General features: G+C 71.0%; 21 protein-coding genes. 12 read left to right on the plus strand and 9 right to left on the minus strand.

The features are described from left to right. Positions 1 to 4 precede the first annotated feature (4 nt). Together CLV43_RS41300 and ctaC are read right to left on the minus strand one after the other, a co-directional pair. Positions 5 to 403: a cytochrome c oxidase subunit 4 gene (locus CLV43_RS41300; RefSeq protein WP_106195532.1), complete on the minus strand. Its 399-nt coding sequence runs from the start codon at positions 401 to 403 to the stop codon at positions 5 to 7. A 37-nt stretch (positions 404 to 440) separates the two neighbouring features. After that, on the minus strand, positions 441 to 1373 hold the full coding sequence (gene ctaC / locus CLV43_RS41305) for an aa3-type cytochrome oxidase subunit II (protein ID WP_106195535.1): 933 nt from the start codon (positions 1371 to 1373) through the stop codon (positions 441 to 443). Between the two features lie 228 nt (positions 1374 to 1601). On the opposite strand from ctaC, the gene asnB reads away from it, so the two are divergent. Further along, on the plus strand, positions 1602 to 3530 hold the full coding sequence (gene asnB, locus CLV43_RS41310) for an asparagine synthase (glutamine-hydrolyzing) (RefSeq protein WP_106195538.1): 1929 nt from the start codon (positions 1602 to 1604) through the stop codon (positions 3528 to 3530). Positions 3531 to 4602: 1072 nt separating this feature from the next. Here asnB and CLV43_RS41315 read toward each other — a convergent pair. Continuing rightward, on the minus strand, positions 4603 to 6252 hold the full coding sequence (locus CLV43_RS41315) for an FAD-dependent oxidoreductase (protein WP_106195541.1): 1650 nt from the start codon (positions 6250 to 6252) through the stop codon (positions 4603 to 4605). A gap of 97 nt (positions 6253 to 6349) precedes the next feature. On the opposite strand from CLV43_RS41315, the gene CLV43_RS41320 reads away from it, so the two are divergent. Together CLV43_RS41320 and CLV43_RS48235 are read left to right on the plus strand one after the other, a co-directional pair. Then, positions 6350 to 7078 (plus strand): TetR/AcrR family transcriptional regulator, encoded by a 729-nt coding sequence (locus CLV43_RS41320; protein ID WP_245887409.1) that lies wholly within the window; start codon positions 6350 to 6352, stop codon positions 7076 to 7078. An 88-nt stretch (positions 7079 to 7166) separates the two neighbouring features. Further along, a complete protein-coding gene (locus tag CLV43_RS48235) occupies positions 7167 to 7340 on the plus strand; it encodes a hypothetical protein (RefSeq protein WP_170156245.1) in 174 nt (57 codons plus the stop codon). Positions 7341 to 7546: 206 nt separating this feature from the next. On the opposite strand, the gene CLV43_RS41325 is transcribed toward CLV43_RS48235, so the two are convergent. Both CLV43_RS41325 and CLV43_RS41330 read right to left on the minus strand, forming a co-directional pair. Continuing rightward, positions 7547 to 7936: a HesB/IscA family protein gene (locus CLV43_RS41325; RefSeq protein WP_106195548.1), complete on the minus strand. Its 390-nt coding sequence runs from the start codon at positions 7934 to 7936 to the stop codon at positions 7547 to 7549. Between the two features lie 104 nt (positions 7937 to 8040). Continuing rightward, the gene (locus tag CLV43_RS41330; RefSeq protein WP_106195552.1) at positions 8041 to 9045 is read right to left on the minus strand and encodes a glycerate kinase family protein; all 1005 of its coding nucleotides are present in this window, start codon (positions 9043 to 9045) and stop codon (positions 8041 to 8043) included. Between the two features lie 40 nt (positions 9046 to 9085). Here CLV43_RS41330 and CLV43_RS41335 point away from each other — a divergent pair, with 40 nt between their 5' ends. Continuing rightward, on the plus strand, positions 9086 to 9730 hold the full coding sequence (locus tag CLV43_RS41335; protein WP_211304810.1) for a DUF3043 domain-containing protein: 645 nt from the start codon (positions 9086 to 9088) through the stop codon (positions 9728 to 9730). A gap of 41 nt (positions 9731 to 9771) precedes the next feature. Next, positions 9772 to 10758 carry an aldo/keto reductase family protein gene (locus CLV43_RS41340; RefSeq protein ID WP_106195554.1) on the plus strand — a complete coding sequence of 329 codons (987 nt, stop codon included), beginning with the start codon at positions 9772 to 9774 and terminating at the stop codon, positions 10756 to 10758. Positions 10759 to 10812: 54 nt separating this feature from the next. Here CLV43_RS41340 and CLV43_RS41345 read toward each other — a convergent pair whose 3' ends face one another. Then, positions 10813 to 11013, minus strand: coding sequence for a hypothetical protein (locus CLV43_RS41345; protein ID WP_106195557.1), 201 nt, complete (start codon positions 11011 to 11013; stop codon positions 10813 to 10815). Between the two features lie 71 nt (positions 11014 to 11084). Here CLV43_RS41345 and CLV43_RS41350 point away from each other — a divergent pair, with 71 nt between their 5' ends. The 4 genes from CLV43_RS41350 (at position 11085) to CLV43_RS41365 (ending at position 14117) form a co-directional block, all read left to right on the plus strand. Beyond that, positions 11085 to 11630, plus strand: a complete 546-nt coding sequence (locus CLV43_RS41350) for a bifunctional adenosylcobinamide kinase/adenosylcobinamide-phosphate guanylyltransferase (protein WP_106195559.1) — start codon at positions 11085 to 11087, stop codon at positions 11628 to 11630. Next, positions 11627 to 12694 carry a nicotinate-nucleotide--dimethylbenzimidazole phosphoribosyltransferase gene (gene cobT, locus CLV43_RS41355; protein ID WP_106195562.1) on the plus strand — a complete coding sequence of 356 codons (1068 nt, stop codon included), beginning with the start codon at positions 11627 to 11629 and terminating at the stop codon, positions 12692 to 12694. Before CLV43_RS41350 ends, cobT begins: the two co-directional genes overlap by 4 nt. 4 nt (positions 12695 to 12698) lie before the next feature. Then, positions 12699 to 13418: an adenosylcobinamide-GDP ribazoletransferase gene (locus CLV43_RS41360; protein ID WP_106195565.1), complete on the plus strand. Its 720-nt coding sequence runs from the start codon at positions 12699 to 12701 to the stop codon at positions 13416 to 13418. Between the two features lie 180 nt (positions 13419 to 13598). Beyond that, positions 13599 to 14117, plus strand: coding sequence for a hypothetical protein (locus CLV43_RS41365; protein WP_106195568.1), 519 nt, complete (start codon positions 13599 to 13601; stop codon positions 14115 to 14117). A 29-nt stretch (positions 14118 to 14146) separates the two neighbouring features. Here the strand turns inward: CLV43_RS41365 and CLV43_RS41370 are convergent, their stop codons facing one another. Further along, entirely contained in the window at positions 14147 to 15247 is a 1101-nt protein-coding gene (locus tag CLV43_RS41370; protein WP_106195570.1) for a branched-chain amino acid aminotransferase, read from the minus strand. 16 nt (positions 15248 to 15263) lie between these two features. Beyond that, on the minus strand, positions 15264 to 16583 hold the full coding sequence (locus CLV43_RS41375) for an amino acid permease (protein WP_170156246.1): 1320 nt from the start codon (positions 16581 to 16583) through the stop codon (positions 15264 to 15266). Positions 16584 to 16779: 196 nt separating this feature from the next. On the opposite strand from CLV43_RS41375, the gene CLV43_RS41380 reads away from it, so the two are divergent. Further along, positions 16780 to 18276 carry a leucyl aminopeptidase gene (locus CLV43_RS41380; protein ID WP_106195712.1) on the plus strand — a complete coding sequence of 499 codons (1497 nt, stop codon included), beginning with the start codon at positions 16780 to 16782 and terminating at the stop codon, positions 18274 to 18276. A 45-nt stretch (positions 18277 to 18321) separates the two neighbouring features. Here the strand turns inward: CLV43_RS41380 and CLV43_RS41385 are convergent, their stop codons facing one another. After that, on the minus strand, positions 18322 to 18651 hold the full coding sequence (locus CLV43_RS41385; protein WP_106195577.1) for an oxidoreductase: 330 nt from the start codon (positions 18649 to 18651) through the stop codon (positions 18322 to 18324). 204 nt (positions 18652 to 18855) lie between these two features. On the opposite strand from CLV43_RS41385, the gene lpdA reads away from it, so the two are divergent. After that, positions 18856 to 20226 (plus strand): dihydrolipoyl dehydrogenase, encoded by a 1371-nt coding sequence (lpdA, locus tag CLV43_RS41390; RefSeq protein WP_106195580.1) that lies wholly within the window; start codon positions 18856 to 18858, stop codon positions 20224 to 20226. A 55-nt stretch (positions 20227 to 20281) separates the two neighbouring features. Then, positions 20282 to 22066 (plus strand): 2-oxoglutarate dehydrogenase, E2 component, dihydrolipoamide succinyltransferase, encoded by a 1785-nt coding sequence (gene sucB / locus CLV43_RS41395; RefSeq protein ID WP_106195583.1) that lies wholly within the window; start codon positions 20282 to 20284, stop codon positions 22064 to 22066. Positions 22067 to 22115 lie beyond the last annotated feature (49 nt).

Genomic DNA, 22115 nt, shown 5'->3' on the forward strand with positions numbered 1-22115 from the left:
GTGCTTACTCGTGGCCGGGGCCGGTGTGGTATTCGAACACCAGGCCGCCCACCATGATCAGGACCAGCACGACCGCGATCACCAGCAGCCAGATGTGCCAGAACGCCAGCGCCAGGCCCGCGATGGCCGCCGACGCGGCGAGACCGATCGGCCAGTAGCTGCCGGGGCTGAAGAAGCCCAGCTCGCCCGCGCCGTCGCTGATCTCCGCGTTCGGGTTGTCCTCGGGACGCTGCTCGATGCGCCGCGACACGAACCGGAAGTAGGTGCCGACGATCAACGCCAGCCCACCGGTCAGCGCCAGCGCCACGATGCCCACCGGCTCCTTGGACCAGACGCCGTAGACCACGGCCATCAGGAACGAGAAGGCGGTGATCAAGTCAAAAATCCGGGCTTCGACCTTCATGGGGTTGTTCCTCGCTCTCCGCGCTCGCTACCCGGACTTACTTCGACCCGCCGGACGCCTCGCGGGCGGTCCGATCGGTGTTGAAGGGCTCGGTCGTCGTAGCGTGCGGCGTGCACCAGTCGGCGCAGTTCAGCTCGGTGAGCGCCTCGGCCGCGGTGTAGGTGCGGCCGGTCTTCTCGTTCACCTGCTGGCGCAGCTTGATGTACTTGTCGAAGTCCGCCGACTCCAGGGCGCGGACCTCGAAGTTCATCATGGAGTGGTAGGTGCCGCACAGCTCGGCGCAGCGGCCCACGAACGAGCCGGGGCGGTCGATCCGGTCGATCTGGAAGACGCTGTCCTGGTTGTTCTTGTCCGGCTCCGGGAAGACGTCCCGCTTGAAGTGGAACTCCGGGACGTAGAACGAGTGGATGACGTCGGTCGACTTCAGCGTGAAGCGGATCGACTTGCCCGCGGGCAGCACCAGCAGCGGGACCTCGCCCGACGCGCCGGTCGTCCGCACGGCCTCGTTGGTGTCCTCGGCCTTGAAACCGGGGTACTGGAACTCCCAGTTCCACTGGAACGCGATCACGTCGACCGTCACGTCAGCCGGCTTCGACTTGTCCGTGACGTAGTTCTGGGTGATCGCCGTGAAGTAGAAGAGAACCGCCACGATGATCGTCGGAACGACGATGAGCACGAGCTCCAGCGGCAGGTTGTACGCCGTCTGACGGGGCAGTTCCTCGCTCTTCTTGCGGTGGAACGCGACCGACCACAGGATCAGCCCCCAGACGATCACACCCACGACCAGCGCGGCGACCACGGACCAGGTCCACAGCTCGCGCATCCTCTCGGCCTGCGGCGTGACGGCCACGGGCCATCCGAAGCGCATGACCTCTTCCGTGGAGCAACCGGTGGCCCCGATGCCGACCAGGCCGACTAGCCCGGCGACCTTGGCCGTCCGTGCTGCCCTGGTGCCCTCCTTCAGGCCCACTGCTCGCGCCTCCTCAAAGACGGTGCACGGCCCGCGGTGGTGGTCTGCGGGCCGGTGAAACACGTTGTCCGACCAAGAGGAAGTCCTGGCCGGGATCATGCGGGAGCGTAGCCCAGCACGGTGAGGCCCACCCCTCGGGGGCAGTGCGCCGTAGTGCAGTTTCGGTCACACCGAGCGACCCCGGCATACTGGTGCCTTCCTTACGCGACACGAAAGGTGCCAATCGCTGTGTGCGGCTTCGTGGGACTGGTTAGCCCTGGCAGGAACGAGGCAGAGCACGCGCGGTCGGCTGTGGCCGCCGCACTGCGCTGCCAACGGCACCGCGGGCCGGACGAGAGCGGGACGTGGCAGGGCGACGAGGTCGTCTTCGGCTTCAACCGCCTGTCGATCATCGACATCGAGCACTCGCACCAGCCGCTGCCGTGGGGGCCGCCGGAGGAGCCGGGTCGGTACACGATCCTGTTCAACGGCGAGATCTACAACTACCTCGAGCTGCGCGCGGAGCTGACCAGCAAGTACGGCGCCCGGTTCACCACCGACGGCGACACCGAGACCATCGTCGCGGCCTACCACTACCTCGGCCCGGCCGCCGTGGCCCGACTGCGCGGCATGTTCGCGTTCCTCATCTGGGACTCCCAGCGCAAGGTCGTCTTCGGCGCCAGGGACCCGTTCGGCATCAAGCCCCTGTACTACGCGGCGGGCCCGAACGGCGTCGCGCTGTCCAGCGAGAAGAAGAGCGTCCTGGAGCTCGCGCCCACCATCGGCATCCAGCCCGCGCTGGACGTCAAGGCGCTGCAGCACTACCTGATCCTGCAGTACGTGCCCGAGCCCGAGTCGCTGCACACCCAGGTGCACCGCATCGAGTCCGGCACCTCGTTCACCATCCGCCCCGGCGGCAAGCCGGTCACCGAGCGGTACTTCCCCGCCACCTTCCGCACCCGCACCGTGCGCGGCGACTCCGAGGCCAACCGCCTCTACGACGAGATCACCGACGTCCTGCGCGACTCCGTCGCCAAGCACATGCGCGCCGACGTGACCGTCGGCTCGTTCCTGTCCGGCGGCATCGACTCCACGGTCATCGCCGCGCTGGCCAAGGAGCACAACCCGGACCTGATCACGTTCACCACCGGTTTCGAGCGCTCCGGCTTCTCCGAGATCGACGTCGCCGCCGAGTCCGCCGCCGCCATCGGCGTCAAGCACGTGGTCAAGACGGTCACCGCCCAGGAGATGATGGACGCCCTGCCGCTCATCACCTGGTACCTCGACGACCCGGTCGCCGACCCCGCCCTCGTCCCGCTGTGGTTCATCGCCCGCGAGGCCCGCCAGCACGTCAAGGTGGTGCTGTCCGGCGAGGGCGCCGACGAGCTGTTCGGCGGCTACACGATCTACCGCGAACCGCTGTCCCTCGCCCCGTTCGAGAAGGTCCCCGGCGCCCTGCGCAAGGCCATGGGCAAGGTCTCCACGAAGATCCCGCAGGGCGTGCGCGGCAAGGACCTGCTGCGCCGCGGCGCGCTCACGCTGGAGGAGCGCTACTACGGCAACGCCCGCATCTTCATGGACGACCAGGTCCGCGCGGTGCTCCGCACCTACGACCCGTCCGTCACGCAGAAGGACGCCACCGCCCAGCCCTACCGCGAGTCCGCCCACTGGGACCCGGTGACCCGCATGCAGCACGTCGACCTCTTCACGTGGCTGCGCGGCGACATCCTGGTCAAGGCCGACAAGATGACCATGGCCAACTCCCTGGAACTCCGAGTCCCCTTCCTGGACCCCGAGGTCTTCAAGATCGCCTCCCAGATCCCCTCCGAACTGAAGATCACCAAGGACACCACCAAGTACGCCCTCCGCCAAGCCATCCGCGACATCATCCCGCCCCACGTCATCAACCGCCGCAAACTCGGCTTCCCCGTGCCCATCCGGCACTGGTTGAAGGACGAGATGCACGAGTGGGCGCTGCAGATCGTCGCGGACTCGGGAACGGACCAGTACATCGACAAGGCCGCCGTGCGCCGCATCATCGAAGAACACCGCTCCGGCGTGCAGGACCACAGCCGCCGCATCTGGGCCCTGCTGGTCTTCATGATCTGGCACGGCATCTTCATCGAACACCGCATCAACCCCGTCGTCCCGGAACCCCACTACCCGGTCAAACTCTGACCTGAGCCTGTTCCGCCCGAAGACCTCCGCGCCCTGGTGGCCGGGGGTCTTTGGTTTTTAGGCGGTCGGGGCTTGGCGGTGGGTGGGGTGTGGGGGGTGATGCGAGGCGGGCATCGCTGGTGACGGGCTTACCCCGTTCAAGTTGAGTGGGCTCCGAGTAGCGGCTCCGGATGGCAGTAGAGGTGCAGGCGGGCACCGGTGGACGGGCTTGGGCTAGTGGGACCGGGTGGGGTGGGGGCGGCGCCGGGCGGCCAGTGCGAGCGGACAGCAAGAGGCTGGCTGGCGTCGACAGGTGGGCTTCGGCAGGTGAACTTCGGCAGGTGAACTTCGGCAGGTGAGCTTGGGCAGGTGAGCTTGGGCAGGTGAGCTTCGGCGGGTGAGCTTGGGCAGGTGGGCTTCGGCGGGTGAGCTTGGGCACGTGGGCTTCGGCGGGTGAGCTTCGGCGGGTGAGCTTCGGCGTGGCTCGGGGCGGAGGTGTCGGTAGCGGCCAGCAGCGCGGGTGGGCGGTCCGAGGGTTGGTCCTAGTTGGCGGGCAAGCCTGAGTGGTGAGAGCCGGTAGGGCGGAGTTGGTGCCGAGCAGCAGCGCGGGGTGGTGCGGCAGCAGGCAGTACCGACAAGCAGTAGTACCGATGAGCGAGCAATGGCACCTCACCGCGGGCGGAGGGGTACAGCCCCGTGCCCAGATGCCAACTGGCCGATTCCCAGAGCCAGTCCCAGAGCCAGTCACTGCGGCTCGGCCCAGCGAAGTCCGGCCTCTGTGCCCTACTGCAAACCCGCTGGCGCCTGCGTACCGAAACCCGGCACCCGGCCGCGCTCGGCGTCTGGGGCGGTGAAGTCCTTTCAGGTTGGGGTGTGCTGGAAGGTGATCCCGTGGCCGCGCAGGATCCCTGTCGGAGTCATTCCCGCCCGACGCGGATCCGCCAGACGGGGAGGCTCTGGGTGGTTTGGCCATCGGTGGGCCTCCTCCTCGACAGCAGGTTGTTGCTGTCGAGGAGGAGCACCACGAGTTGTGGTCGCCGTCCTTGCCGTCGGTGTCCTACCCCATCCGGCCTGAGCACTTCGTGGGGCGGGGCTAGGTGGTTGTGGTTTGGGGTTGGCGGTGGAGCAGGTGGTCGATGACCTGGCTGAGGGTGTGTTCGGGGGTGGGGCTGGAGGTTGGGGTGCGCCAGGCGACGAAGCCGTCCGGGCGGGTGAGGAGGGCGCCGTGGGTGCCTACGCCGGAGGTGGTGGGCCAGGTGGCGTCGGGGTCCTGGGCGTCGCCGGTGGGGCCGATGACGCAGGTTTGGATGAAGAGGTCGGAGTGGGTGGCGACTGTTTTGGCGGCGGTGGCCCAGGCGGCGCCTTCGGGGCCAGTGAGGAGGGTGAAGGCGCCGGCGGAGAGGTCGACGGTGGAGATCGCCTGGCCGTTCTTGAGCAGGCGGACGTGCGGGACCCTGGTGCCTGGGGAGCCGTCGAGGACCTGTTCGACGTGTTCGGTCGAGGGTGAGGTCGGCCTGGGGTCGAGCACGGCGGTGGATCTGTACTGGTAGCCGAACGCGGTGACGAACAGGTGCTCCATGCCGACGGCGGCGCGGTCGGCGGCCCTGGCGGGGCTGAGGTCCCAGTGGAGCTCGCGGTGGTGGCCGCGGAGGACGGCCTGGTCCATGGTCGAGAGGGCGATGGGCAGGCGTTCGGACTCGTAGGTGTCGAGCAGGGCGGGCCCTGCCTGGCCGCTCAGGACGGCGGCGAGCTTCCAGGCGAGGTTGTGGGCGTCGGCCAGGCCGGTGTTGAGGCCGAAACCGCCGGTGGGCGGGACGACGTGCGCGGCGTCGCCCACGAGGTGGACACGGCCTTCGCTGAACCTGGTCGCGGTCACCGCGGTGGACTGCCACGGCAGGACACCGAGGACCTCGACGTCCACATCGGACGATCCGATGGCCGCGACCACCAGCTCGCGGCAGCGGTCGTGCGGGAAGTCGGAGGGCTTCGTGCCGTCCTTTGTGGAGTACGGGATGTGGAAGATCCAGCGGTCCACGTTGTCGACCGGGATGAGGATGCCGCTCGACTCCGGGTTCTCGATCGTGCACATCGCGAACTCCAGGTCGCCGACGACCTCGGCCAGGTCGGCGCGGAACAGCACGTTGATCATGTGGCCACCCAGCTCACCGGGGCCGGTCGTGGGTATCTCGAGCAGCTTGCGCACGGTGCTGGCGGCACCGTCGGCGGCCACCAGGTACTGGGCCCTGACCTCCTGGCGCTCCCCGGTGGACCTGTCGTGCAGCTCAGCGACCACACCGGACTCGTCCTGGCGCAGGGACTGCAGCTCGACGCCGAAGTGGACGGTCGCGCCCTGGTCCCGCGCCGCCGCCAGCAGCACCGGGTCGATGAGGTTCTGCGGGCAGGTGCCCAGCAGCGCCGGGCTTATCCGGTCGGCCTCCACCCTGAGATCCGCTGTGACCCCGACGCGGACCGCGGACGACTCGTCGGCCGCGGCCAGCGTCGTCACCGTCAGCACCCCCTGGCTGCTCGCCAACCGCGCCGACGCCTCCACCAGCGCGGACTCGACGCCCGCCTCGCGGAACAGCTCCGCGCTGCGGCCGTTCACCGCAAACGCTCGCGGATGGCGCGAGAGACCCGGATGTCGCTCGACCACGACCGCTCCGACCCCGTGCCTGGCCAGGAACAACGCCGTCGTCAACCCCACCGTCCCGGCGCCCACGACCAGGACCTCCACCTCACGCATGCGACTCCCCCTTCGAGTTGGGAACAGTGTTCCCGTTCTGGGCACACTGTACGCTTTCGGTTACCATGTGCGCCACCCCCTTTTCACCAGGAGCAGCGTGAGCACCGAAAGCCCCCACAGGTTCGACGTCGTCTGGACCCGGCGAGCCCAGGAGAACCACCGGCAACGGCCCTCGTTGAGCAGCGACCGGATCGTCGGCGCGGCACTGCGGATCGCCGACCAGGAAGGCGTCGGGGCGCTGTCGATGCGGCGGATCGCGACCGAGCTGGGGTCGGGCACCACGTCGCTGTACCGGCACGTGGCGGGCAAGGACGACCTGATCGACCTGATGGTCGACGCGGTGTACGGCGAGGTCGAGCTGCCCGTGCGCCCGTCCGGGCAGTGGCGGACCGACCTGCGGTTCGTCGCGCACACCTCGCGGACGATGATGCGGCGGCACCCGTGGCTCGCCGCCGAGGCAGCCAGCAGGCCCGCCATCGGGCCGAACGCGCTGCGCCACCTCGACTTCGCGCTCACGGCGGCCGGTGGGGTGAGCAAGGACATCACCCGCGCGTCCAGCCTGCTCGGCGCCGTGGGCAACTACGTGCTGGGCGCGGTCGTCAACGAGCTCGCAGAACAGGAGGCGCGCCGCCGCACGGGGCTCACGGAGGAGGAGTGGCGGGCGGCCGTGTCGCCCTACATCTCGGACGTGGTGGCGAGCGGGCGCTACCCGGAGGTCAACCGGCGGATCAGCGACGCGGAGGACCTCGACCACGACGAGCAGTTCGAGTTCGGCCTCGACTGCCTGCTCGACGGCATCGCGGCGCGGGCCGGGGTGGCGGGCTGACCGGCCGGGCCACGCGGAGCGGCGGTCGGCGAAGACTACCGTTTGGTAGGGCTATCGCAGGTCAGACGGCACGTCATACGGTCGGGCGATGACTACGCCCGAGGCTGCCACGATGACCGAGCTGATCGAGGACTGCGCGGACATCCCCCGCTCGATCACCCACGCCGAGCACCCGCTGCCCGCGCCTCGTGCCGCCGCGTCCTGGGAGGTCGACGACACGACGGCGCGCCGGTTCGAGGGGATCAACGAGTACGGCGTCTGAGGTCCGGGCGTCCGCACCGCCACGCCCCGCGTCTCGCCGGTCACCGCGAGCGCCGGCGACCCCGACGGCCAGGCAGGCAGCAGGCAGTCGACCAGCACCACCGCGCCGGGATGCGATCAGCCGAGCAGGCCGACAGGTCCCCGAACACGCGTCAGGGCGGCCACCCCCGTGGGTGGCCGCCCTGACGGCTTGGACTGCGTGAGCGACTAGTGGAACGAGTCGCCGCAGGCGCACGAGCCGCCCGCGTTCGGGTTCTCGATCGTGAAGCCGGACTTCTCGATGGTGTCGACGAAGTCGATCACGGCACCCTCGACGTACGGGGCGCTCATCCGGTCGACGGCGACCTTCATGCCGCCGAAGTCGCGGACGGCGTCGCCGTCGAGGCTGCGCTCGTCGAAGAACAGCTGGTAGCGCAGACCCGCGCAACCACCGGGCTGGACGGCGATGCGGAGGTGCATGTCGTCGCGCCCCTCCTGGTCGAGCAGCGCCTTCGCCTTCGCGGCCGCCTGGTCGGTGAGCGTCACGCCGTGCGTGGGCGCTTCAGGAGCCGGTGCGGCTGCTTCGGTGGAGGCGGCTGCGTCCTGAGCGGTGGTCATAGCTCTCCCTCGGAGGTCGAAACGGGCGGTCAGCCCTCACAACACGGGCGGTACCCGCTTTGTTCCACCACCCATGGTGGCACAGGACACCGACAAGTCGGGCGTCAGCGTGACCACTGTCCCGCCACGCGGACCGCCAATGACGACAGGGTGCCCGCGGGATCGGCCATGGCGGCCTGGACGGAGCCGACGTGGTCGGCGACGGCGTAGGAGTCCGTTATGCCTGCTGAACCGGCCTCCCGCTGGCCCACGCTGACCTGCCCCGCCAGCACCAGGCACGGGATGCCGCGGGCGGCGGCGCCGGAGGCGACCACGGTCACGAGCTTGCCGCGCAGGGACTGCCAGTCGAAGCTGCCCTCGCCGGTGATGGCCAGGTCGGCGACGGCGAGGGCGTCGTCGAGGCCGGTCAGCTCCCTGACCAGGCCCGCACCGGACGTGACGGTGGCGCCGAGCGCGAGCAGGGCGGCGCCGAGACCGCCCGCGGCACCGGCGCCGGGGAGGTCGCGGACGGGCCGGAGGCGGTCCATCCCGGCCAGCCGCGCCTCGAGCCTGGCGACGGCCTCGGGCGTGGCGCCCTTCTGCGGGCCGAACGTGACGGCGGCGCCGTGCGGGCCGAGCAGCGGGTTCTCCACGTCCGAGGCGGCGACCAGCTCGGCCGTCACGCCGTCGACCACGGACAACAGGCCCTCGCCGCCGTCGGTCGTGCCCGAGCCGCCCAGGCCGACGACGATCTTGCGGGCGTCCCGAGCGGCGAGCACCAGCTCGCCCACGCCGCGGGTCGTCGCGCGTTCGCACCACTCGGCGCGCTGGTCGGCGGGCACCAGGTGCAGGCCGCAGGCCTCGGCCGACTCGATGTAGGCGGTGCCGTCGTGCTCCAGCCAACGGGCCGTCACGGGGGTGCCGAGCGGGCCGGTCACCTCGGTGGCGTGCAGCTCACCGCCCAGCGCGGCGTGCAGGACGTCCACGAAGCCGGGTCCGCCGTCGGCGAGGGGGCGGAGCAGCAGGTCGTCGTCGGGGGCGGTGTCGCGCCAACCGCGGGCGATGGCCGCGGCGGCCTCCCCCGCCGTCAGCGTCCCGCCGAAGCAGTCCGGAGCCACCAGTACGCGCACCTCGCGCAGGGTACCCAAGGCATTGTCATACCCTTGTCGGGTGAGGTTCCTGCGCCGCAGCTCCGATGAGTCCGCCACCGCCGTCGACGACACCGTCCCGGAGGTGGTCGCCGACGACCCGGACAAGAGCCGCACACCGGGCAAGGGGCGTCCGACGCCGAAGCGCCGCGAGGCGCAGGGCAGGCGCACGGGCCCGGTCCCGCCGCCGCCGCGCACCCAGCGCGAGGCCCTGAAGCGGGCGCGCGGGAACAAGAGCAAGATGACCAAGGAGGACCGCCGCGCCGCCTCGGCCGACCGACGGGCGAAGATGCTGGCGGGTGACGAGAAGTACCTGCTGCCGCGCGACCGCGGGCCGGTCAAGGCCTACATCCGGGACCTGGTGGACTCGCGCCGCAACCTCATGGGCCTGTTCATGCCGCTGGCGATCCTGGTGTTCATCGCGCTGCTGACCCCGCTGGTGGTCGTGCAGCAGTACGCCACCCTGGTGACGACGTTCATGCTGCTGGCGATGGTCCTAGAGGGGATCGTGCTCGGCCGGATCGTCACGAAGCGGGTGCGCGCGAAGTTCCCGACCGAGCCGATCCGCGGCCTGTCGATCGGCTGGTACTCGTTCATCCGGGCGAGCCAGCTGCGCAAGCTCCGGGTGCCGAAGCCGCGCGTCTCTCCGGGTGACACCGTCAAGTAGGTTCTTAGCAAGACGAACGATGCTGGTCTAGGCTCCGGGACATGGAGTTTCGACGGCTGGGTCGCAGCGGCTTGAACATCAGCGAGATCTCGTACGGCAACTGGCTCACCCACGGCTCGCAGGTCGAGGAGGAGCAGGCGCAGGCGTGCGTGCGCGCGGCGCTGGACGCGGGCATCACCACGTTCGACACCGCCGACGTCTACGCCAACACCAAGGCGGAGTCGGTGCTCGGGCGCGCGCTGGCCGGGGAGCGGCGCGAGAGCGTGGAGATCTTCACCAAGGTCTTCTGGCCGACGGGTCCCGGTGGCCCCAACGACAAGGGCTTGGGGCGCAAGCACATCCTGGAGTCGGCGAACGCGTCGCTCAAGCGCCTGCAGACCGACTACGTCGACCTCTACCAGGCGCACCGGTTCGACCGGAGCGTGCCGCTGGAGGAGACGATGCTCGCGTTCGCCGACCTGGTGCGGCAGGGCAAGGTGCTCTACATCGGCGTGTCCGAGTGGAACGCCGAGCAGATCACCCGCGGTGCCGCGCTGGCGCGTGAGCTGAACGTGCCGTTCATCTCCAACCAGCCGCAGTACTCGATGCTGTGGCGGGTCATCGAGTCGCAGGTGGTCCCCGCCTCCGAACGCGAGGGCGTGAGCCAGATCGTCTGGTCGCCCATCGCCCAGGGCGTCCTGACCGGCAAGTACCTGCCCGGCGGCGAGGTGCCCGCGGGCTCGCGCGCCACCGACGAGCGCGGCTCGAAGATGATCGCGAACCTCATGCGCGACGAGGTGCTGACCAAGGTCCAGGAGCTCAAGCCGATCGCCGAGGAGGCGGGCCTGACGATGGCGCAGCTGGCCGTCGCCTGGGTCCTGCAGAACCCGAACGTGGCCAGCGCCATCATCGGCGCGTCGAGGCCGGAGCAGGTCCACGAGAACGTGAAGGCGGCGGGCGTGAAGCTCGACGCCGAGGTGCTGGAGAAGATCGACAAGGTGCTGGAGGGCGTGGCCCAGACGGACCCGCGGCTGACCGTCGTCGCGTGACCGCCGGAACGCCCCGCCGACACCGGCGGGGCGTTCCCCGGTCCGCGGAAGTCCCTACTCGGCCGACGCCAGCGACATCGGCCCGTACACCTCGGCCTCGCTGCGCAGCAGCGTCACCTGCGCCACGCCCGCGTCGGCCAGCTCCTGCCACTGCGCGCTGAACCAGTCCTCGGCGTCGGTCTGGTCGGCGAACGTCTCGTCGGGACCGTCGACCTCGCGTCCCTGCGCGTCCTGGTAGCGCCACCGGTAGTCCACAACGGCCTCCTCGCGATGTCCTCCGGGTAACGTTCCAGGTCAGGCTATGCGATCCAGGAACGGAGTCGGGTGTGACGCGTCGGACACTCGTGCTCGGCGGCGCCCGCTCGGGCAAGTCCGCGCACGCCGAGGGCCTGCTCACCGACCCGGTGGTGACCTACGTGGCGACGGCCCGCCGCTACGACGGCGACGCCGACTGGGACCGGCGCATCGCCCGGCACGTCGAGCGCAGGCCGGACACGTGGACCACCGTGGAGACCCAGGACCTGGCCACCCTGCTCGGGACCGCGCCCGCCGTCCCGCTGCTCGTGGACGACCTGTCGACGTGGCTGGTGAACGTCCTCGACGACGCGGGCGCGTGGGAGTCCGACGACACCGACGCGGTCGACCTGGCGTGCGACGGGCTCGTCGAGGCGGCTCGCGCGTTCCGCGGGCGCTTGGTCGTCGTGTCCGCCGAGGTCGGGCTAGGTGTCGTGCCGTCGACCCGCTCTGGCAGGCTCTTCCGTGATCACCTCGGTCGGCTCAACGCGCGGCTGGCCGAGGTGTGCGACGAGGTGCTGCTGCTCGTCGCCGGGATCCCACTGACACTGCGCGAAGCCGGAGGTACTGGGCCGTGAGCACCAGCGAGGACGAGGACGCGGACTTCACGTTCCCGCCCGTGGAACCGCCCGCCGAGCAGGTGCTGCTCCAGGCGCTCGCCCGGCTGGACACCCTGACGAAGCCGGTGGGGGCGCTCGGGCGGCTGGAGGGCGTCGCCGCGTGGGTGTCGTCGTGCCAGGGCGTGTGCCCGCCACGGCCGTTCACCCGGCCGAGGGTCGTGGTGTTCGCGGGCGACCACGGGATCGCGAAGCACGGCGTGTCCGCATACCCCAGCGAGGTCACCGCCCAGATGGTGGCGAACTTCCTCACCGGCGGCGCGGCGGTGAACGTGCTGTCCACGGTCGCGGGCGCGACGGTGCGGGTGGTCGACATGGCGGTCGACGGCGACACCCCGGACGTCGTGAGCACGTTCAAGGTGCGCCGCGGGTCCGGCTCGATCGACCGCGAGGACGCGCTGACCCGCGAGGAGGCCATCGCGGCGGTCACCGCGGGCATGCGGATCGCCGACGAGGAGGTCGACGGCGGTGCGGACCTGCTGATCGCCGGTGACATGGGCATCGGCAACACGACCCCGGCCGCGGTGCTGATCGCCTCGCTCACCGGGTCGGAGCCGGTGAGCGTGGTCGGCCGCGGCACGGGCATCGACGACGCGGGCTGGATGCGCAAGACCGCGGCCATCCGCGACGCGATGCGCCGGGCCCGCAAGGTGATCGGCGACCCGGTGGCGCTGTTGGCGACCGCGGGCGGCGCGGACATCGCGGCCATGGTCGGGTTCCTCGGCCAGGCGGCCGTGCGGCGCACGCCGGTCCTGCTCGACGGCGTCGTGGTCGGCGCGGCGGCGGTCGTGGCGGAAGAGCTGGCGCCGGGCGCGCGCGAGTGGTGGAAGGCCGGGCACCTGTCGGCCGAGCCCGCGCACGCGCTGGCGCTGGGCCACCTGAGCCTGGAGCCGCTGCTGGAGTTCGACATGCGGCTCGGCGAGGGCACCGGTGCGGTGGCCGCGCTGCCCCTGGTGATGATGGCCACGAAGGTGCTCGCCGAGATGGCCACGTTCGACAGCGCGGGCATCGCGGGCCGGGACTAGCGCGGTGGACGGCGTCCGGCTCGCGCTGTCCTGGCTCACGGTGCTGCCGGTCCGGTCCGGTGTGGTCGACGCGCGCACGGCGCGCCAGGCGATCGCGCTGGCACCGCTGGTGGGTGCCCTGCTGGGCGTCGTCACCGCCGCGTTCCTGTACGCACTGGCCTGGCTGGGCGCCCCGCCGATGCTGGCGGGGCTGCTGGCCGTGGGCCTGCTCGCGCTGGCCACCAGGGGCATGCACCTGGACGGGCTGGCGGACACCGCGGACGGGCTGGGCTGCTACGGGCCGCCGGAGCGCGCGCTGGCCGTGATGAAGGACGGCGGCGCGGGCCCGTTCGCCGTCGTGACGCTCGTCGTGGTGCTCGGCGCGCAGGCGTCGGCGTTCGGCGCGGTGCCGTGGGGCGCGGTCCTGGTGGCGCTGGCGACCGGCCGGGCCGCGTTCGCGGTGTGCTGCCTGCGCGGCGTACCGGCCGCCCGCCCGGAAGGCCTCGGCGCCCTGGTGGCGGGCAGCCAGTCGTGGGTCGTCGTCGCGCTCTGGTGGATCCTGCTGGCCGGCGCGAGCGCGCTCGTCGTGCCGCACGGCCCGGTCGCGGTCGCGGCAGCGCTCGGCCTGGTGCTGCTCCTGGTGCGGCACACGCGCAAGCGGTTCGGCGGCATCACGGGGGACGTGCTGGGCGCGGCGTGCGAGCTGGCGACGCTCACCGCGCTGGTCGGCTTCGCGCTGGGGTGATTCCCCTGCAACTGCACTTCGATTTTCCGTAACGGTATTCCGGTGGGCACCGACGTTGCTGGTGCACAGTGATCCCGCCGAATGCGAAGGCGCCGCACGATGACTTACCAGCCAGCACCAGGACCCGCGCCGGGGAATCCGCAAAAAGGGTGGTGGAGTCGAATCGGCACAACGGGTCAGGTGTCACTGCTCGTCGCGGTGATCGGCCTGCTCGGCACCGCCATCACGGGTATCGCCACCAGCGGTTTCAGCTCGGCGACCTCGGCAAGCGGCGGCGTCCTCACCACCTCCGCGAATCCGACGACCTCGTCGAAGCAGGTCGACATCTCCGCACCCCTGACGACCGGATCCACCCGGACCACAGAGCCCGCGGAGATAGTTTTCACGATTTCCGACCAGTTGACGGAGGGCGCCGTCGAAGAACTCGTCACGGTGTCGCTCGAAGGCAGCAAAGTCGCGACGCTCCGCGCTGACGACGACAATCCCATTGTCACCGAAAGCATCACGGGATCCGAGACGGGCAATTACTCGTACGTCGTGGACGGCGCCGTCTGGTGGCGCGACCGGTTCGGGACGTTGCAGAAAACGGTCGCCACCGGACGTGGCAGCGTGTACATCGCGCACGGCAACCGGCTCGACGTGTACGTGCACATGACCACCGACGGCCGGGTCGACCTCTCGCTGGAGAAGGCGGGCTAGGCGGACCGCCCAGCCCGGCCCTCACCAGCTCAGACGAGCCGGGTCATCCAGCCGTGGGTGTCTTCGACGGTGCCGTGCTGGAGGCCGGTCAGGCGTTCGCGCAGGCGCTTGGTCACCTCGCCGGTCTCGCCGCCGGAGACGCTGAACTCGCCCTCGCCGTGCTTGACGTGGCCGACGGGCGTGATGACGGCCGCGGTGCCGCAGGCGAACACCTCGGTCAGCTCGCCGGACTCGGCCTTCTTCTCCCACTCCTCGGTGGAGATCCGCCGCTCCTCGACCGCGTAGCCGAGGTCGGCCGCCATCCGCAGCAGCGAGTCGCGGGTGATGCCGGGCAGCAGGGCGCCGCTCAGCTCCGGCGTGACGACGCGGGCGTCCTGGCCCGAGCCGAGGACGAAGAACAGGTTCATCCCGCCCATCTCCTCGACCCACCGGCGCTCCACGGCGTCGAGCCACACGACCTGGTCGCAGCCCTTCTCGGCGGCCTGGGCCTGCGCGATGAGGGAGGCCGCGTAGTTGCCCGCGAACTTCGCCGCGCCGGTGCCGCCGGGCGCCGCGCGGACGTACTCGGTGGACAGCCACACGCTCACGGGCTTCACGCCGCCGGGGAAGTACATGCCCGCCGGGGACGCGATCAGCACGTAGAGGTACTCGCTCGACGGGCGGACGCCGAGGCCGACCTCGCTGGAGATCATGAAGGGCCGCAGGTAGAGGGACTCCTCGGCGGCCGAGGGCACCCAGCGCTCGTCGACGGTGACGAGCCGGCGGATGGACTCCAGGAACAGCTCGTCGGGGAGCTCGGGCATCGCGATCCGGTTCGCGGACAGCCGGAAGCGGGCCGCGTTCGCCTCGGGGCGGAAGGACGCGATCGAGCCGTCGGACCGGCGGTAGGCCTTGAGCCCCTCGAAGATCGCCTGGCCGTAGTGCAGCACCATGGAGGCCGGGTCGAGCTCCAACGAGTGGTAGGGCTCGACGGCCGGGGCGTGCCAGCCCTGCTCCCGGTCCCAGCGGATCGTCACCATGTGGTCGGTGAAGTGCTGTCCGAAGCCCGGCTTCGCCAGTACCTCCGCTACGCGTTCCGGGGTGGCCGGCTGCGGGTGGGAGGTCACGGTGAAAGGCAGCGCTGTCGTCATGGTTAGACGATAGTGCCTACTCCCGCAGGAGAAAATCGCCATCCCGAGAATCGGACGTCCGACTTTCCGCGGGCGGGACCACCATCGCCGCCGCACGCCTACGAGCGGCGATGCGGGCGCACAGTCCCAGCAGGACGGTGCCGATCACCATCGCGGCGAACGTCGTGACGAGGGCGTCGACCGGACTGCTCATCGCGAGCAGCACCGACAGCCCGAGCCCGAAGCACGCCGTGCGCATCGGCCACGTGCGCTCCTCCTGGAGCAGCAGGCGGGCCGACGCGTTCGTGAACGCGTAGTAGAACAGGGTGCCGCACGCGCCGATCGCCAACGCCGTCGCGGGCGGGGCCAGCAGCACGACGGCCACGGCGGCGGCACCCGAGAGCACGTCGACCTGCCACGGGGCGCGGCCCTCGCCCACCGGCGCGAGCCGCCCCGGCACGTCCCCCGTCCTGGCCATCGCGCCGAGCGCGCGCCGCGAGCCCGCGAAGACGGACGTGAGCACGGACAGCGCGGCGACCAAGGCGCCGAGCTGGACCAGCGGGACCAGCCAGCCGCCGTCCGCGGCGAGCAGCGCGTCGCGCAGCGGGGCGGGCGACAGGGCGAGCCGGGCGGCGCCGAGCTGGTGGCGGACGGCCGCGGCGACCGCGAGGGTGAGGCCGAGGACGAGCACGAGCAGCAGCGGGATCGCCCAGCGCTGGGTGCGGACGGAGTGCACCGGGTCGCCGCGGAAGGGGGCGGTGACGCGTTCGAAGCCGGTGAACGCGACGAAGAGGACCGCGGCCGCGCCCATGAACCCGGTGAAGTCGTCCGAGCCGGGCAGCTCGGCGGGAGCGGGCGGCGGCGCGACGCCGAAGCAGGTCACGACGACGAGCACGAGCACCACGACCACCAGCGCGGCGGACGCCCGGAGCACGCCGGTGCCCAAGCGCACACCTGTGGCGCTCAGCACTCCACCGCACACCAGCACGAGCAGCGCGACGAGCACCCGGTTCTCCGGGAAGGCGTAGGCCGCCGCCATCCCGGCCACCGCGGCGGCGACGCCCGCGCGGCCGAGCAGGTACGCGCTCGCGCCCATCCGGGCGGGCCACGGGCCGAGCTGGGTGCGGATGTAGCCGTAGCCGCCGCCCGCGTGCGGGTGGCCGCGCGCCTGGTCGGCGGTGGAGAAGGCGCAGCACAGGGCGGCGAGCGCGGCGATGAGGGCGGCCGGGACGAACCAGCGGCCGGAAATCGACGCCGCCGGGGCCAGGCCGAGGAAGACGCCGGCGCCGACCGTGGAGGTGAGCCCGAGCACCACGGCTCCCGGCACCGCCGAGCGGCCATGAGGCGTTTGCGTCACGGCTACACACTCCCAGATTGCCCGGCGGGGCGGGAACCATCCGACGGCGGTCCCCCGATCGTGTTAATTGTTACTCCGCGCAATCGACGGTGCTGTCAACAGTGGACGTCCGCAGACCTTTAGCATCCATCAGGATCCACCCCCGTTCCCGCCGCACAGCTCAGAAGTGCCGGGAGGAATCGCCAAGGAGCACTACGTGACAGGGCCGAAGCTGGCGCTTACTGACAGTGACCTCACCACCCTGGCCACCGACGTCGTCGTGGTGGGCACGGTGCAGGGTCCGGACGGCCTCGTGCTGGCCGACGGCGCCGCCGCCGTCGACGCGGCGTTCGAGGGAGGGCTCGTCGGGATCCTCGACACCCTCGGTGCCAAGGGGAGGGCCGAGGAGGTCGTCAAGCTGCCGACGCTCGGCAAGCTGGCCGCGCCGCTGCTGATCGCGGTCGGCCTCGGCAAGCCCGGCGCCGACGGCGCGGTCTCCGAGGAGCAGGTCCGCCGGGCCGCCGGTGCCGCCGCGCGCGCCCTCGCGGGCCGCAAGCGCGCCGTGACGACGTTGTCGGCGGTGCACCTCGGTGCCGCCGTCGAGGGCACGCTGCTCGGCGGGTACTCGTTCACCGACTACAAGTCCGAGGCGGGTGACGGCCCGGTCGGCAAGCTCGACCTCGCCACCCCGGCCGAGGGCTCGCTCAAGGACCACCGCGCCGCGCTCAAGGCGTCCACCGCCATCGCGGAGGCCGTGACCACCACCCGCGACCTGGTCAACACCCCGCCCAACGACCTGTTCCCGGCCTCGTTCGCGGAGCGGGCCGCGGCGCTCGGCAAGGCCGCGGGCCTCGAGGTCGAGGTGCTCGACGAGAAGGCGCTGCGCAAGGCCGGCTTCGGCGGCATCCTCGGCGTCGGCATGGGCTCGTCCCGCCCGCCGCGCCTGGTGCACCTGTCCTACGTCGGGCCAAAGGCGGGCAAGAAGGTCGCGCTGGTCGGCAAGGGCATCACGTTCGACACCGGCGGCATCTCGATCAAGCCCGCCGCGGGCATGGACGAAATGACCTCCGACATGGGCGGTGCCGCGGCCGTCGTGGCCACGATGGTGCTGGCCGCGAAGCTCAAGTACCCGCTGGCCATCGAGGCCTGGGTGCCGATGGCGGAGAACATGCCGTCGGGCTCGGCCTACCGCCCCGGCGACGTCCTGACGATGTACGGCGGCAAGACCGTCGAGGTGCTCAACACCGACGCCGAGGGCAGGCTCATCCTGTCCGACGCGATCGCGCGCGCCTGCGAGGACGAGCCGGACTACCTGATCGAGACGTCCACGCTCACCGGCGCGGCCGTCGTCGCGCTGGGCAAGAAGACAGCGGGCGTCATGGGCTCCGACGAGTTCCGCGACCGGGTGGCCGCGACGGGCCGCGCGGTCGGCGAGAACGCGTGGGCGATGCCGCTGCCCGAGGAGCTGCGCGCCGACCTCGACTCGCGGCTGGCCGACCTGGCCAACGTGATGGGCCACCGCTGGGGCGGCATGCTCGCCGCGGGCATCTTCCTGAGCGAGTTCGTCGCCGAGGGCGTCCAGTGGGCGCACCTCGACATCGCGGGACCGTCCTGGCACTCCGGCGGGCCCTCCGGCTACACCACCAAGGGCGGCACCGGCGTGCCGGTCCGCACCCTGGCCGCCGTGCTGGCGGACATCGCCGCGAACGGCTGACCGAGGACCGAGGGGGAGCTCCGGCGCGCCGGGGCTCCCCCTCGGTCACCTCTGCTCCGGCCGCAGCTTCTGGCGAGCGGTGTAGTCGCGCATGCGCTGCGGGTAGCCGACGATGCCCGCGTCGTAGATGGGCATGCCGAGCTTGCGGGCGAACTTGCGGGCGCCGTCCTCGCCGTCGATGCGGCGGCGGGTCCACTCGCCGTCGTGCGCGACCAGCACCACGGTGGTTTCCGTCACGGTGGTCTTCGGCTCGACGAAAGCCTCGACGCCGTGCCGCGCGGCCGCCCACTCCTCCAGGTGGCCGGTGTCGGTGGACGACGCGGCGCGCAGCACGCCGGGCTTCGGCTTCCTGCGGAAACGATCCAAGAGCCCCACGGGGCCACCTCCTACGAGACCTGTCGTGACCATGGTGCCGGCCGGGCTGTGAAGCAGGTGGCAAGTCGTCCGGAAGGGACACCCGATCGAGGCCCCGTGGCCGCTTGCTCCGAGCAGGTGACAAGATGACTTGAGTACCCGCGCGCACCCGCGCGGATGCAAGGCATGCACACAGGTGAAGATGAAACTGTCGAGGAGTTCGAAGTGACCGACACCTCCGCCGACCTTGTGATCCTCGGTGGCGGCTCAGGCGGCTACGCCTGCGCGTTCCGCGCGGCCGAGCTCGGTCTGTCCGTCGTCCTGGTCGAGAAGGACAAGCTCGGGGGGACCTGCCTGCACCGCGGTTGCATCCCGACCAAGGCCCTGCTGCACGCGGCCGAGGTCGCGGACAACGTCCGCGAGGGCGACCAGTTCGGGATCAAGAGCTCGCTCGAGGGCATCGACATCGCGGGCGTGAACTCCTACAAGGACGGCGTGATCAGCAAGCTCTACAAGGGTTTGCAGGGTCTGGCCAAGGCCAACAAGGTCACGCTGGTGGAGGGCGCGGGCACGTTCGTCGGCCCGAACACCGTCGTGGTGAACGGCGACCGCTACACCGGCAAGAACGTGGTCCTCGCGACCGGTTCCTACGCCAAGAGCCTTCCCGGTCTGGAGATCGGCGGCCGGATCATCACCAGCGACCAGGCGCTGAACCTGGACTTCATCCCGGAGCGGGTCGTCGTCCTCGGCGGCGGCGTGATCGGCGTGGAGTTCGCCAGCGTGTGGCGCTCGTTCGGCGCCAAGGTGACCATCGTCGAGGCGCTGCCGCGACTGGTCCCGGTCGAGGACGAGTACGCCTCGAAGCAGCTGGAGCGCGCGTTCCGCAAGCGCGGCATCAAGTTCAAGACCGGCGTCCGGTTCACCGGCGCCACCCAGAACGACTCCGGTGTGTCGGTGTCGCTGGAGTCCGGCGACGTCATCGAGGCCGACCTGCTGCTGGTGGCCGTCGGTCGCGGCCCGAACAGCGCGGGCCACGGCTACGAGGAGGCCGGTGTCGCCACCGACCGCGGTTTCGTCACCACCGACGAGCGCCTGCGCACCAACCTGCCGAACGTGTACGCCGTCGGCGACATCGTGCCCGGCCTGCAGCTCGCGCACCGCGGCTTCCAGCAGGGCATCTTCGTCGCCGAGGAGATCGCGGGGCAGAACCCGAAGGTCATCGACGAGGCGGGCATCCCCCGCGTCACGTACTGCAAGCCCGAGGTCGCCTCGGTCGGCCTCTCCGAGGCCGCGGCCAAGGAGAAGTACGGCTCGGTCGAGACCTTCATCTACGACCTGGCGGGCAACGGCAAGAGCCAGATCCTCAAGACCGCCGGTGGCGTCAAGCTCGTGAAGGCGCCCGACGGCCCGGTCGTCGGCATCACCCTGGTGGGTGAGCGTGTCGGCGAGCTGATCGGTGAGGCCCAGCTGATCTACAGCTGGGAGGCTTTCCCGGAGGACGTGGCTCCGCTGATCCACGCCCACCCGACCCAGACAGAAGCCCTCGGCGAGGCATTCCTCGCCCTGGCCGGCAAGCCGCTGCACGTGCACGGCTGACCGTCGCAAACAAGTCAGCCGAACCTGCAACTCAAGCACGAGGAGTCAGCGAACGATGGCCTTCTCCGTCCAAATGCCCGCACTCGGCGAGAGCGTCACCGAGGGCACGGTCACCCGCTGGTTGAAGCAGGAGGGTGACCGGGTCGAGGTCGACGAGCCCTTGCTGGAGGTCTCGACCGACAAGGTCGACACCGAGATCCCCTCGCCCGCGGCCGGGGTCCTGCAGAAGATCGTCGCCCAGGAGGACGAGACCGTCGAGGTCGGCGCCGAGCTGGCGGTGATCGGCGACGGTGCCGGTGGCGGCGAGTCCGCCCCGGCGGCGCCCGCCGAGGAAGCCCAGCCCGAGCCCGAGCAGGCGCCCGAGCCCGAGGCCGAGGCCCCGAAGCAGGAGGAAGCCCCGAAGCAGGAGGCCCCCGCGCCGTCGGGCGGTTCCGGTGAGGGCACCCCGGTCGTCATGCCCGCGCTCGGCGAGAGCGTCACCGAGGGCACCGTCACCCGCTGGCTCAAGCAGGTCGGCGACTCGATCGAGGTCGACGAGCCGCTGCTGGAGGTGTCCACCGACAAGGTCGACACCGAGATCCCCTCCCCCGTGGCGGGCACCGTGCTGGAGATCACCGCGGCCGAGGACTCGACCGTCGAGGTCGGCGGCCGGCTGGCCGTGATCGGGTCCGGTTCCCCGGCCCAGTCCTCCGCGCCCGCTCCGGCCCCGACGCCCGAGGCGCCGAAGCAGGAAGCCCCCAAGCAGGAAGCCCCCAAGCAGGAGGCTCCCCAGCAGAAGGCCCCTCAGCAGGAAGCGCCGAAGCAGCAGGAGGCCCCGAAGCAGGAGGCCCCCAAGGCCGCTCCGGCTCCCGCCGCCCCCGCGCAGCAGTCGGCCCCGGCCGAGGAGTCGTCCAACGGCACGCCGTACGTCACTCCGCTGGTGCGCAAGCTGGCGTCGGAGAACGGCATCGACCTGAACTCGCTGACCGGCACCGGTGTCGGCGGCCGCATCCGCAAGCAGGACGTGCTGGCCGCAGTCGAGGCCAAGAAGGCCCCGGCTCCCGCGCCCGCCGCCCCGGCTCCGGCCGCCGCCGCTCCCGCCCGCGCCGCGGCCCCGGCCGCCGCGGACACCAGCGGTCTGCGGGGCAGCACCCAGAAGCTGCCGCGCCTGCGCCAGATCGTGGCGCAGCGCACCCGCGAGTCGCTGCAGATGTCGGCCCAGCTCACCCAGGTGTTCGAGGTCGACGTGACCAAGATCGCCCGGCTGCGCAACCGCGCCAAGGCGGCGTTCGAGCAGCGCGAGGGCGTCAAGCTCACGTTCCTGCCGTTCTTCGCGAAGGCCACCGTCGAGGCGCTCAAGCAGCACCCGAAGCTGAACGCCTCGATCGACGAGGAGGCCAAGCAGGTCACCTACTACGGCGCCGAGCACCTGGGCATCGCGGTGGACACCGAGCGCGGCCTGCTCAACGCGGTCATCCACAACGCCGGTGACCTCAACCTGGCCGGTCTGGCGCACAACATCGCCGACCTCGCCGCCCGGACCCGTGCGAACAAGGTCACCCCGGACGAGCTGTCCGGCGGCACCTTCTCGCTGACGAACCTGGGCAGCAACGGCGCGCTGTTCGACACCCCGATCATCCAGCAGCCGCAGGTCGGCATCCTGGGTGTCGGCGTGGTCAAAAAGCGCCCCGTGGTCATCACCGACGAGAACGGCGACGACAACATCGCCATCCGGTCGATGGCGTACCTGGCGCTGACCTACGACCACCGCCTGGTCGACGGCGCGGACGCCGGTCGGTTCCTCACGACCATCAAGAACCGCCTGGAAGAGGGCGCGTTCGAGGCCGACCTCGGCCTGTAGGACGACTGGGCAAGCCCCTCGGCGCGGTGTCCGCGTCGGGGGGCTCTGC

It is taken from the genome of Umezawaea tangerina (assembly GCF_003002815.1).
Taxonomy (GTDB): domain Bacteria; phylum Actinomycetota; class Actinomycetes; order Mycobacteriales; family Pseudonocardiaceae; genus Umezawaea; species Umezawaea tangerina.

Bases quoted from the DNA above. Each gene is read 5' to 3' on its own strand.
- CLV43_RS41340 (WP_106195554.1), top strand. From the start codon at position 9,772: ATGGAGTTTCGACGGCTGGGTCGCAGCGGCTTGAACATCAGCGAGATC.
- CLV43_RS41370 (WP_106195570.1), bottom strand. From the start codon at position 15,247: ATGACGACAGCGCTGCCTTTCACCGTGACCTCCCACCCGCAGCCGGCC.
- CLV43_RS41325 (WP_106195548.1), bottom strand. From the start codon at position 7,936: ATGACCACCGCTCAGGACGCAGCCGCCTCCACCGAAGCAGCCGCACCG.
- CLV43_RS48235 (WP_170156245.1), top strand. From the start codon at position 7,167: ATGACTACGCCCGAGGCTGCCACGATGACCGAGCTGATCGAGGACTGC.
- CLV43_RS41300 (WP_106195532.1), bottom strand. From the start codon at position 403: ATGAAGGTCGAAGCCCGGATTTTTGACTTGATCACCGCCTTCTCGTTC.
- CLV43_RS41315 (WP_106195541.1), bottom strand. From the start codon at position 6,252: ATGCGTGAGGTGGAGGTCCTGGTCGTGGGCGCCGGGACGGTGGGGTTG.
- sucB (WP_106195583.1), top strand. From the start codon at position 20,282: ATGGCCTTCTCCGTCCAAATGCCCGCACTCGGCGAGAGCGTCACCGAG.